Below are 11456 nucleotides of genomic sequence, written 5' to 3'. Positions count from 1 at the left end.
TTGCCCTACCTCACTGTTGCATCAAAAACTTCGCGCGACGAGTCTACGTGTCAGTCCTGATCGCGTGCTGGGGGCTGCTCGGGCGGGAAGAATCCCGGCGCCCATCGTTCGATCAGCGCGGCGTACTCGACGTGGGCGTCCAACTGCACGGCGACGCCCAGCAAACCGCCCAGTGTGCGCAGCAACATGACGTAACCAGCGGGGATGGTCAGCCGGCGTGCCATCTTGAAGCGGTCGGCGAACCCCTCCGCCATCGGATCGGTGGTGACCAGCGCAGACTTCTGGAACCACTCGCGGGTGAAGTGGAACTCCCCCGAACGCAGCGGGTCGATGTAGGGCCACAGCGGCTGGATGTACTCCACCAGCTGCTCGGCACTCAAGTCGTAGTCGGCCGGCATGAACCCGAGTTGCTTGAGCAGGCGGATTGCCTCGTCCCATTGCTCGTCACGGGCCCAGCACAGCAGTTCGGCGAATCCCGGCGGGATGCCCTCGGGATGTTCTGCCACCGCACCGAAGTCGATGACGCCCAGCCGGCCGTCGGGCAACATCATGAAGTTGCCCGGGTGCGGGTCGGCATGCACCAGCCCGGCCCGCGCCGGCGAGCTCAAGGTGAACTCCAGCAGCAACGCGCAGGCCGAGTCGCGCTCTTCCTTGGTGCCACTTTTGATGATCTCCGACAGCCGCCGACCGTCGATCCACTCCGAGACGATCACTTTCGGCGCGCTGGCGATCACCGCCGGGACGAAGAACTTCGGGTCGTCGGCATAGGCCTTGGCGAAGGCCCGCTGATTATCGGCCTCCTGGCGGTATTCGAGTTCGGCTTCCAGGGTGTCGTTGATCTCCGAGACCAGCCGGTCCACGTCAGCGCCGGGAACGACTTGCTTGGCGACCCAGTTGAACCGCTGAATCAACTTGAGGTCGGCGCGCAGCGCCTCGTCGGCGCCGGGATATTGGATCTTCACGGCGACCTCACGGCCGTCCTTCCAGACCGCCCGGTGAACCTGCCCGATGCTCGCCGAGGCAGCGGGGGTGTCGTCGAAGGACGCGAAACGCTCGCGCCACTTGGTGCCGAGCTGCGCGTCGAGCACCCGGTGAACCTTGGCGGCCGGCAGCGGCGGTGCTTCGCTCTGGAGCTTGACCAACGCCTCGCGGAACGGCTCGGCGAACTGCGGAGGAATCGCAGCCTCCATCACCGACAGCGCCTGGCCGACCTTCATCGCGCCGCCCTTGAGCTCGCCGAGCACCTTGAACATCTCGTCGGCGGCCTTCTCCAGCAGCTCGGCGTTGACCTCGTCTTTGGTCTTGCCGGTCATCCGTTTGCCCACACCGAGCGCTGCGCGGCCTGCCACTCCGGCCGGGAGGCTCGCCAGTTTTACTGCGCGGCGAAATCCGCCCCGCGCAAGATCTGCCATGCGGACATCATGCCTGGCCGATCCCGACGACGGTACCCCGGTCACCCAACGGACGGCCAGCCACGGGCGCGCTGGTCAGGCCCGCCCCTCGACGATGTCGACGAAGAGCCGGTGAATACGGCGGTCTCCGGTCACCTCCGGGTGAAACGAGGTGGCCAGCACGCGCCCTTGCCGCACCGCAACAGGATGGCCGGCGGCCTCGGCGAGCACCTGAACGCCCTCGCCGATCCGCTCCACCCAGGGTGCCCGGATGAACACCGCGTGCACTGGCTCATCCAAACCGTCGAAGTCGATATCACCCTCGAAAGAATCGACTTGACGACCGAAAGCATTGCGCCGCACAGCCATATCGATGCCTGACAACGGAATTGCGGCGCGCCCCTGCGCGCCGGCATCGAGGATCTCGCTGGCCAGCAGGATCATTCCCGCGCAGGAGCCGTACGCCGGCATCCCCTCTGCCAGCCGGTCTCGCAGCGGGTCCGCCAGCTCCAGCTCGCGCAGCAGGTGACTGATCGTGGTCGACTCCCCGCCGGGAATCAGCAACGCGTCCACCGCGTCCAGCTCGGAGCGGCGGCGTACCGGCACCGGATCGGCACCGACAGCGTTCAGGGCGGCGAGGTGTTCACGGACGTCGCCCTGCAATGCGAGGACACCGATGTGCGAGCCGCTCACTGGCCCGTCGGCTGAAATCCGGACGGATAGCGGGTCAGCCCCTCCTGCATGACCGCGGCCACCATGTCCCCGGATCGGTTGTAGATCTTGCCCTGGGTCAGCGCCCGGCCGGCGCCCGCCGAAGGCGATGACTGGTCATAGAGCAGCCATTCGTCGGCTCGGAAGGGGCGCATGAACCACATCGCGTGATCGAGCGACGCCACCTGCAAGTGGTCCCGCTCACTCGGGTGGATCGCCCAGGAGGTGCCCAGCAGGGTCAGGTCACTCATGTAGGCCAGCGCGCAGATGTGCAGCACCGGATCGTCGGGCAGCCGGTCGCGGTGGCGGAACCAGACCTGCTGCTCGGCAACCTTGCCCGGCATGTGCGGCAACTGCTCACGCGGCACCCGGCGCAGATCCCACTCGGCGAACGCTTTGAAGCCTTCGTCGTCGAAGGCCTTCATCGCAGCGATGTCGGGCAGGTCCTTGGGGTCGGGGGCATCGGGCATCACATCTTGGTGCTCAATGCCCTGTTGCTCGGTCTGGAACGAGGCCGACATGTTGAAGATGGTTTCGCCGTGCTGAACGGCGTTGACACGCCGCGTGCAGAACGAGCCGCCGTCGCGGACCCGCTCCACGGTGAACACCGTGGGCGCCTTGGCATCTCCGGGACGCAGAAAGTATCCGTGCAGCGAATGGACCCGGTAACGCGGATCCACGGTGCGCACCGCGGACACCAATGCCTGGCCGGCGACGTGTCCGCCGAAGGTGCGCTGGTTGTCCGCAGAGAGCGGGCTGAACACACTCCCGCGGTAGATGTTGACCTCGAGTTGTTCCAGATCGAGGATCTCTTCGATCGCCACGAAGAAGCTCTACCAGCCGCGTTCGGCAAGCGGCGCTAAGGAAGAGGTGCCAAGCATTCCGCCAGAATATCGGTGTCGATGTCTGACAAAGGTAGTACACTGGGCGCGTGCCGACAGTTACCAAACGAGAGCTCAATCAGCGGACCGCTGCGGTGCTCGATCAAGTCACAGAAACGGACGACCTCGTGGTGACCGAGCGGGGTAGGCCGCGCTGGCGGGTGAGCGCTGTCCGCGCTCAAGATTCCACGCTGGCGCGCCTGGAGCGCGAGGGTCGCTACACCCCACCCGCCGCCAAACCCGCACCCTGGCCGAGTGCCCCGGGCGGACCGTCCTACAGCGGCGGTCAGGTCGACGCGTTACTCGATGAGATGCGCGGGGATCACTGAATCGTGGCGCCAACCCTGGTCTACCTAGACACCTCGGTGGCGCTGCGCACCATCCTCGCCGTTCCCGAACGCGAGCACCTCCAATCCTGGATGCGGACGCCAGCGACGACGTTTCTGTCCTCCAGACTCCTTCGCACCGAGGTGGTTCGCACGCTGCGCCGCGACGACCGTCCGCTCTCCGACGCGGCACCGCTGCTGGACCGTGTCGGGATGCTGGACATCACCCGGGAGACACACACCGTCGCTGAGTCGATCGAACGCCACATCAGAACCCCCGACGCCCTGCACCTGGCGACCGCCCTACTGATCGGCGAGGTTGTCACCGTGGCGACGCACGACACCACCATGAAAGAGGTTGCCGAGCACCTGGGCTTGCGGGTGACCGATCCCGTCGAACAGCCATAATGAGCCGTGGTGTCAGCGGCTTCTGGTGAGCTTGCCTTCGTGAAGGCGAGACTGCGCGGGTGAGACTCAATCTGAAGGCGGTTGAGGAGCGGGTCGCACCGCTTGGGGGCCGGGAATCCTACGACCGCGAGTTCATCTTCGACCTGCTGCTGGCATACGGGAAGCCGCAGGGCAATGTCACCCGGCTGCGCAACGGCTCGCTCAATGTCGCCGACAATCCGGAAACCGAAGTGGCGCAGAAGAACGTCGTCTACTTCAAAGAGACGACCGGCGATCCGCTGGCGGTGATCGACGCGCTGAGGACCTCACCGACGGTGGTGCGCTACAACACACGGTTCGTTATCGTCACCGACTACACCGAGTTGCTCGCCATCGACACCAAGACCGGCGAGAACCTGATCATCCCGATCCGCGACATCGACCAGCACTTCACCTTCTTCCTGCCCTGGGCCGGGATGGAGAAGGCGCAGTACGTCGCCGAGGCGCACGCCGACGTCAAGGCCGCCGAGCGGATGGGCAAGCTGTTCGACGAGTTGCTCGGCGCGAACCCCGGCCTGCTGCACCAACCGAACGGGCGCCACGCGCTCAATCTCTTCTTCACCCGGCTGTTGTTCTGCTTCTTTGCCGAAGACACCGGCATATTCGCTGAGAACCAGTTCACCAACGCCGTCGGCTCTCACACTCAGGTTGATGGCTCCGATGTGGCGGATTTCCTCACCGATCTCTTCGCCGCACTCGACACCGAAGATCCCGCGCACAAGCCCACGCACCTGGCCGGGTTCCCGTACGTCAACGGCCGGTTGTTCGCCGTCTCGGCCGAGCATGCGGTACCGACGTTCACCAAGAAGGCCCGCGAACTGCTCATCGAATCCGGGACGTTGATCTGGCGGGAGATCAACCCCGACATCTTCGGTTCGATGTTTCAGGCGATCGTCACCCCCGGCGCGCGATCAGACCTGGGCCAGCACTACACCTCGGTGCCCAACATCCTCAAGACCATCGAGCCGCTGTTCCTCGATCGCCTCAAAGAGGAACTCGATGCCGGCTTTGACAGCGAGAAGAAATTGGAGGGGCTGCTGTCGCGGATCGCCGCGATCAAGGTGTTCGACCCGGCCTGTGGCTCGGGCAATTTCCTGGTCATCGCCTACAAAGAGTTGCGCAAGCTCGAGCACGCCATCCTGGAGCGCCTCGCCGAGCTGCGAGGCTCGCACCAGGGCCACCTACTGGGCTCCCGGATCAACATCGAGAACTTCTACGGCATCGAGATCGACGACTTCGCTGTCGAGGTGGCGATCCTCTCGCTGTGGATCGCCAAGCACCAGATGAATGTGGAGTTCAAAGCCAAGTTCGGCGAGGACATCCCGCTGATCCCACTCAAGGAGACCGGGCAGATCCGCCAGGGTAACGCCACCCGGATCGACTGGAATACCGTGTGCCCCAACGACGGTGGTGAGATCTATCTGATTGGGAATCCGCCCTACTATGGCGCCAAGCGGCAGACACCTGAGCAGAAGGAAGATTACGCCTTTGCATTCGGGGCGAGGCCGCACTCGAAAAACCTCAACTACATCGCACTGTGGTTTATCAAGGGGGCCGACTACATCGAAGGAACGCAAGCTGAGCTTGCATTCGTTACCACTAAGACGGTGACTCAAGGTGAACACGTGGGGTTGATGTTCCCCATGATCTTCTCCAAGGAAATCGAAATTGGGTTCGCATACCCCGGATTCCAGTGGGACAACAACGCGAAGAAAAATGCTGACGTGACCGTTGCTGTCATTGGGTTGCGGGTAACGCGATCGAGCCCAAAATATTTATACTCAAACGACCTTCAAATCACGGCAAGCAACATCAACGGCTACCTTGCCGACGGTGCCAATATAATAATCGAGCGACGCAAGACCCCCCTTGGGGCACCGCGCCCAGAGATGGTATTCGGCTCGATGCCTCGCGATGGTGGCTGGCTTACCCTGACGCCGGCCGAGCGCCACCAGATGATTCGGGAGGATCAACGCAGCAGCGAATTCATCAAGCGCTACATGGGATCAGCCGAGGCAATCAATGATGGCGAGCGGTATTGTCTCTGGATACCCGACGACTCCGCAACGCTCGCACGTTCGATTCCCTCGATCTCATCCAGGTTGGATCGAGTAGCTGCCGAACGGGCTATGAGCAAAGCGGAAAGCACAGCGGCGTATGCCGCAGAACCCCACCGGTTTGTCCAAATCAGCTACAAGCCGACGGATTCGATCATCGTCCCGAGCATCTCGTCTGGCCTGCGAAAATACATTCCGATTGACTACCTTGGCCCCGACACCGTGATCTCCAACAAGGGATTCGCGATCTACGGGGCCGATCCCTGGTTATTTTCCCTGCTGACTTCAAATATGCATATGGTGTGGGTCAAAGCAGTTTCTGGACGAATGCGTATCAACTATCAATACTCCAACACGATCGTCTACAACAACTTCCCAGTCCCTCCACTCTCCGACGACACCAAGGAGAAGCTCGCCGTCACCGCGCTGCGGGTGCTGGACGTGCGCGAATACCACTGCGAAAAGACGCTGGCCGAGCTGTACGACCCCGACCTGATGCCCGACGATCTGCGCCGGGCCCACGCGGAAGTGGACGCTCTGGTCGACTCCATCTACTCCAAGCGCGGCTACGAGACCGACGAACAGCGCCTGTCGGACTTGTTCGCCATGTATGAGGCGATGACGGCGGCCGAAGCCAAAGGATGATCCATCTACGGTTCTCCAGCCTCAGCCATCAACGAGGTAAGCACCTCGATCAACCCAGGAACATCCGCGACGGCGGTGTCATAGATGCGCTCGTCAACAATCTCGGCATATCCGTGGATCAGCACGTTCCGCAACCCCACCGCGTTGGCCAGGCCAGGCACGCGCCCGGTTGTCTCCGGATCGATCTGACGCAGCTTTCCGAGCGCTTCACCGACGATCTCGAATCCCCGCTCCACCGCGCGGCGGCGCAGCAAGTCGCTCCGGTACGCGTCCAGCGATATGCCCTCAATGAAGCTGCTTATCGACTTGGCGGCATCGAGCGCGTCCCAGATGAGGGCCGCGGACTCAGGCCGCATACACGTCCACAGCCTCGCCGAACGCACGCCGGGCGAAGAACGGGTTCCGGACGGCATTTGCCTCGACCAGGTCCACGTTGCGGCCGAAGATGCGCCGCAGCTCCTCTTGCAGCGCGAGGAACGGGGCAATTCCCTTCGGCGCATCGGCGGCAAAGTCCACCAGGAAGTCGATATCGCTTGTCTCAGGATCGAATTCACTCGTCACCGCCGAGCCAAACACACGTAGCCGCGCGACACCGCACTGCCGGCACGCACGCACCAGCGCTTCGTGGTCTGCCCCAGCTAAGTCGATCACGACCTCCAGACTACCGGCGACCGCACGTGCGGCAACGAACCTTGGGACGGCTGACCTGGTCGGTCGGTCGCGAACCACCCAACCCGTCGATCTGCCCTGGACACAATGACCCGAGACAGAAACTGGTGTCTGCCCCATCCGGTAGAAATGAGCCACCAGCAGCCACCGACGCCCAGGGGTCCGCAACGTGAACGCCCAACCGAACATCGTCGACGTCACCTACGCCCGCACCGGCGATTCGGTGCACACCGACGCGATGGGCATGCGGGAGATGCAGCGGAGGGTGTTCGCCAAGCGGAATGCCCAGCACCTGCTGGTCAAAGCCCCGCCGGCTTCCGGCAAGTCGCGCGCGCTGATGTTCGTGGCACTCGACAAGCTCTACAACCAGGGCCGCAAGAAGGTGATCGTCGCCGTTCCCGAGCGGTCGATCGGTGCGTCGTTCTCCTCGACGGACCTGACCAAGTTCGGGTTCTTCGCCGACTGGGACGTCAAGCCGGAGCTCAACCTGTGTGATCCCGGCTCTTCGGCGGGCAAGGTCGGCGTTTTCATCGAGTTCCTCAACGGCCCGGACGCGATCCTGATCTGCACGCATGCCACGCTGCGGTTCGCTTTCGAGAGGCTCTCCCCCGATGCGTTCAACGGCACGGCGCTCGCAATCGACGAGTTCCACCACGTCTCCGCCGATACCGAAGCCAGCCGGCTCGGCGCATTGCTCCGCGATGTGATGAACGGCTCTGACGTGCACATCGTTGCCATGACCGGCTCGTACTTCCGGGGCGACTCGGTGCCGGTGCTCTCCGCCGAGGACGAAGCGCGGTTTACCCCGGTCACCTTCAACTATTACGACCAGCTCAACGGCTACGAGCATCTGCGCTCACTCGGCATCGGCCACCACTTCTATCAGGGCCGCTACACCGACGCGATCGGTGAGGTGTTCGACCTGGACAAGAAAACGATCATCCACATCCCGAACGTGAACTCCGGTGAGTCCACCAAAGACAAGATCGAAGAGGTCGGGTTCATCATCGACTCGATCGGTCACGTGGAATCCACCGATCCCGACACCGGAATCATTGGCATCCGCCGTGCCGACACCGGCAAGATCGTCCACGTCGCAGACCTGGTCGATGACACCGACCAGAAGAAACGCGCCGATACCCTGCACTACCTGTCGTCCATCGCCTCGAAAGACCGCGACGCCGTGGATGTGATCATCGCGCTCGGAATGGCCAAGGAGGGCTTCGACTGGCCGTTCGCCGAACACGCGTTGACGGTCGGCTACCGCGCCTCGCTGACCGAGGTCATCCAGATCATCGGCCGCGTCACCCGCGACAGCCCCGACAAGGAGCACGCCCAGTTCACCAACCTGATCGCCGAGCCCGACGCCTCCCAGAGCGAGGTGAAGGTGTCGGTGAACAACATGCTCAAGGCCATCACCGCGTCGCTGCTGATGGAGCAGGTGCTGGCGCAGAACTTCACGTTCAAAACCAAACGCAGCGGCGACGCGGACCCGACCCCTCCGGGTGTCATCAAGATCAAGGGCTTCAAAGAACCGTCGTCGGAGCGGGTCAAGCAGATCGTCGAGACCGATCTCAACGATCTGAAGGCCACCATCTTGCAGGACGACACCTTCGCCAAGGCCGCAGCCGGTTCGGTCGATCCGGAGACCACCAACAAGGTTCTGATCCCAAAAATCATCCGCGAGCGTTACCCCGACCTGGACGAATCTCAGGTCGAGGAACTGCGTCAGCAGGTCGTGGTGGATTCGGTGATCAAGAATGGCGAGGTCCGCGAGGTCGGCGATAAGCGGTTCATCCGGATGTCGGAGAAGTTCGTCAACATCGATGACATCAACATCAATCTGATCGACTCGGTCAACCCGTTCCAGCGCGCCTTCGAGGTGATGTCCAAATCGGTCACGCCGCCGGTGCTGCGGATCATCTCCGACGCGATCACCGCAACCCGCGTCGAGGTCACCGAGGAAGAGGCGCTGGCGGCCTGGCCGAAGATCCAGCAGTGGGCCAAGGTCAACGGACGCAAGCCCGACGTGCGCGCCGATGACCCGACGGAGAAGCGCCACGCCGAGATCCTGCTGTACTTGCAGCGGCAGAAGCAGCAGCGGGCAGTCGCTCAGCGCGCCGCACAACGGGACGACGAATCATGAGCGACGACAACGACAATCAGTCCGCCGGCTTCGCCACTCCAGCCAGTATCGACGCGCTGCTCGCCTCCGATGTCGGTGGCTTGTTGGATGCGCCCGAGAAGCCGGCGCGGGTGACCTCTGCCGATCGGCTGGAGCGGGCGTTCCACGAAATCGTGGAGTTCCGGCGCATCCACGGCCGGGCTCCCAGCTCAACGACCCGCGAGATCGCTGAGCGCAAACTCGGCGCACGTCTGGACGGGATCCTCGCCAACGAGGACAAGACCGCCGCCCTCCGACCACTCGACGAGTTCCGTCTCCTGACGATTCCAGAGGCCCCGATGACGATCGATGACCTCCTTGACGGCGATCAGTTCGAACTCCTGGGCGACGAGTCCGGCCTGCTCGACATATCGGATCTGCCTGCGCGGAAAAACCCGGATGCCGCGGAGTCGGTTGCCAAACGCAAGAAGTGCCACGACTTCGATCAATTCGCGAACCTATTCAAGATGAAGCACGCCGAGCTCGCGGACGGCACAGTCACACTTGCACCGTTCAAGGGCCTGAGCACGGTCGCCGAGGGCCGCTTCTTCGTTCTGGCCGGTGTGATGTTGTTCGTCGCCGAGGTCGGCGAGACGAGGGAGATGATCGTCGGCGGAAAGCCGGAGCAGAAGCAACGCCTGCGGGTGATCTTCGAGAACGGCACCGAGTCGTCGATGTATCGCCAATCGCTCTCGATCCGCCTCTTCGAGCAAGACGGACAGGCCATCGTCCGAACCGGACTCTCCGAGGACGAGGTGCTCGACGCCGATGTCGAGAGCGGATACATCTATGTGCTCCGGTCCCTCAGCGACGACCCGCAGATTGCCGCGATGACGGACCTGCACAAGATCGGCTTCTCCCGCGGACCGGTGGAAAGGCGTATCAACAACGCCGAGAAGTCACCGACGTATCTGATGGCTCCGGTCGAGGTGGTTGCCAGCTACCGCACCTACAACCTCAAAACCTCGGCACTGGAGAATCTGCTGCACCGTGTCTTCGCCGAGGTCCGCCTCGATCTGACCCAAATCGACCGCAAGGGCCACCCCTACGACCCCTCCGAGTGGTTCGTGGTTCCTCGCAACGTCATCAACCAGGCCATCGAGCTGATCGTCTCCGGCGATATCGTCAACTACGCCTATGACACGCATCAGCGGAGGTTCATCGAACGCACGTGAGGTCCATGGACTTGGCCCCGCGGCGTCTACCAACCGCGTTCGGCAAGCCGGTGCGGTTGCGCGATGTCCTCCACATTGATGCCGACCATCGCTTCGCCCAGCCCGCGCGATACCCGGGCCAACACGTCGGGGTCGTCGTAGAATGTGGTGGCCTTGACGATGGCCGCCGCACGCGCGGCGGGGTCACCGGACTTGAAGATGCCGGAACCGACGAACACGCCCTCCGCGCCAAGCTGCATCATCATCGCGGCATCCGCCGGGGTGGCGATGCCGCCCGCGGTGAACAGCGTCACCGGCAGCTTCCCGGCCTTGGCCACCTCTGCGACTAGCTCGTAGGGCGCCTGCAGTTCCTTTGCGGCGACGAACAATTCGTCTTCGGAGAGCGACGTGAGCCGGCGAATCTCGCCACCGATGGACCGCATGTGGGTGGTGGCGTTGGAGACGTCACCGGTGCCGGCCTCACCCTTGGAGCGAATCATGGCCGCACCCTCGGTGATCCGGCGCAGCGCCTCGCCCAGGTTGGTCGCTCCACACACGAATGGCACGGTGTACTGCCACTTGTCGATGTGGTGGGTGTAGTCGGCCGGAGTCAGCACCTCGGACTCGTCGATGTAGTCCACTCCGAGGCTCTGCAGGATCTGCGCCTCGACGAAGTGCCCGATTCGCACTTTGGCCATCACCGGAATGGTGACCGCGGCGATGATGCCCTCGATCATGTCCGGGTCGCTCATTCGCGAAACCCCGCCCTGGGCACGGATGTCGGCGGGCACCCGCTCCAGTGCCATCACCGCGACGGCGCCGGCGGCCTCAGCGATGCGGGCCTGGTCCGGGGTGACGACGTCCATGATGACGCCGCCCTTGAGCATCTCGGCCATGCCTCGCTTTACTCGCGCAGTACCCGTTTGTCCGTCGGGTGCCGAACCGTTCTGCGCCGCGCTGTCCACTGAATGCTTCTCCTTGCTGGCCTGCGATACCCGCTCAGTGTAGTGG

Annotated in this window: 11 protein-coding genes; 5 read left to right on the top strand and 6 right to left on the bottom strand. The window is 63.3% G+C overall.

Translation table 11 applies throughout. The annotated features are described in order from the left end of the window. Positions 1 to 50 precede the first annotated feature (50 nt). From N416_RS0108140 to tesB, 3 genes are all read right to left on the bottom strand, one after another. Positions 51 to 1412 (bottom strand): AarF/ABC1/UbiB kinase family protein, encoded by a 1362-nt coding sequence (locus tag N416_RS0108140; RefSeq protein WP_024441619.1) that lies wholly within the window; start codon positions 1410 to 1412, stop codon positions 51 to 53. A gap of 75 nt (positions 1413 to 1487) precedes the next feature. Continuing rightward, the gene (gene pdxT, locus N416_RS0108135; RefSeq protein WP_024441618.1) at positions 1488 to 2084 is read right to left on the bottom strand and encodes a pyridoxal 5'-phosphate synthase glutaminase subunit PdxT; all 597 of its coding nucleotides are present in this window, start codon (positions 2082 to 2084) and stop codon (positions 1488 to 1490) included. Continuing rightward, the gene (tesB, locus tag N416_RS0108130) at positions 2081 to 2926 is read right to left on the bottom strand and encodes an acyl-CoA thioesterase II (protein WP_024441617.1); all 846 of its coding nucleotides are present in this window, start codon (positions 2924 to 2926) and stop codon (positions 2081 to 2083) included. Before tesB ends, pdxT begins: the two co-directional genes overlap by 4 nt. 107 nt (positions 2927 to 3033) lie before the next feature. On the opposite strand from tesB, the gene N416_RS22510 reads away from it, so the two are divergent. The 3 genes from N416_RS22510 to N416_RS0108120 are packed head-to-tail and all read left to right on the top strand — an operon-like array spanning position 3034 to position 6458. Continuing rightward, a complete protein-coding gene (locus N416_RS22510; RefSeq protein ID WP_081654501.1) occupies positions 3034 to 3312 on the top strand; it encodes a type II toxin-antitoxin system Phd/YefM family antitoxin in 279 nt (92 codons plus the stop codon). A gap of 3 nt (positions 3313 to 3315) precedes the next feature. Continuing rightward, positions 3316 to 3717 carry a type II toxin-antitoxin system VapC family toxin gene (locus tag N416_RS0108125; protein WP_024441616.1) on the top strand — a complete coding sequence of 134 codons (402 nt, stop codon included), beginning with the start codon at positions 3316 to 3318 and terminating at the stop codon, positions 3715 to 3717. A gap of 59 nt (positions 3718 to 3776) precedes the next feature. Next, positions 3777 to 6458, top strand: a complete 2682-nt coding sequence (locus tag N416_RS0108120) for a DNA methyltransferase (protein ID WP_024441615.1) — start codon at positions 3777 to 3779, stop codon at positions 6456 to 6458. A gap of 5 nt (positions 6459 to 6463) precedes the next feature. Here the strand turns inward: N416_RS0108120 and N416_RS0108115 are convergent, their stop codons facing one another. Next, on the bottom strand, positions 6464 to 6814 hold the full coding sequence (locus N416_RS0108115) for a DUF86 domain-containing protein (RefSeq protein ID WP_024441614.1): 351 nt from the start codon (positions 6812 to 6814) through the stop codon (positions 6464 to 6466). Beyond that, the gene (locus tag N416_RS0108110) at positions 6804 to 7109 is read right to left on the bottom strand and encodes a nucleotidyltransferase family protein (RefSeq protein WP_024441613.1); all 306 of its coding nucleotides are present in this window, start codon (positions 7107 to 7109) and stop codon (positions 6804 to 6806) included. The genes N416_RS0108115 and N416_RS0108110 overlap by 11 nt, the downstream gene beginning before the upstream one ends. Before the next feature lie 256 nt (positions 7110 to 7365). Between N416_RS0108110 and N416_RS0108105 the strand changes: the two genes are divergently transcribed. Both N416_RS0108105 and N416_RS0108100 read left to right on the top strand, forming a co-directional pair. Then, positions 7366 to 9273 carry a DEAD/DEAH box helicase gene (locus N416_RS0108105; protein ID WP_231384013.1) on the top strand — a complete coding sequence of 636 codons (1908 nt, stop codon included), beginning with the start codon at positions 7366 to 7368 and terminating at the stop codon, positions 9271 to 9273. Next, positions 9270 to 10466, top strand: coding sequence for a GIY-YIG nuclease family protein (locus tag N416_RS0108100; RefSeq protein WP_024441611.1), 1197 nt, complete (start codon positions 9270 to 9272; stop codon positions 10464 to 10466). The genes N416_RS0108105 and N416_RS0108100 overlap by 4 nt, the downstream gene beginning before the upstream one ends. A 26-nt stretch (positions 10467 to 10492) precedes the next feature. Here the strand turns inward: N416_RS0108100 and pdxS are convergent, their stop codons facing one another. Beyond that, entirely contained in the window at positions 10493 to 11410 is a 918-nt protein-coding gene (gene pdxS, locus N416_RS0108095; RefSeq protein ID WP_024441610.1) for a pyridoxal 5'-phosphate synthase lyase subunit PdxS, read from the bottom strand. Between the last annotated feature and the right edge of the window lie 46 nt (positions 11411 to 11456).

Source organism: Mycobacterium sp. UM_WGJ, from assembly GCF_000455125.1.
Lineage (GTDB): Bacteria > Actinomycetota > Actinomycetes > Mycobacteriales > Mycobacteriaceae > Mycobacterium.
This window is presented reverse-complemented; position numbering and strand designations above follow the sequence as displayed.

Bases quoted from the DNA above. Each gene is read 5' to 3' on its own strand.
- N416_RS0108115 (WP_024441614.1), bottom strand. From the start codon at position 6,814: ATGCGGCCTGAGTCCGCGGCCCTCATCTGGGACGCGCTCGATGCCGCC.
- N416_RS0108105 (WP_231384013.1), top strand. From the start codon at position 7,366: ATGGGCATGCGGGAGATGCAGCGGAGGGTGTTCGCCAAGCGGAATGCC.
- N416_RS0108140 (WP_024441619.1), bottom strand. From the start codon at position 1,412: ATGGCAGATCTTGCGCGGGGCGGATTTCGCCGCGCAGTAAAACTGGCG.
- N416_RS0108100 (WP_024441611.1), top strand. From the start codon at position 9,270: ATGAGCGACGACAACGACAATCAGTCCGCCGGCTTCGCCACTCCAGCC.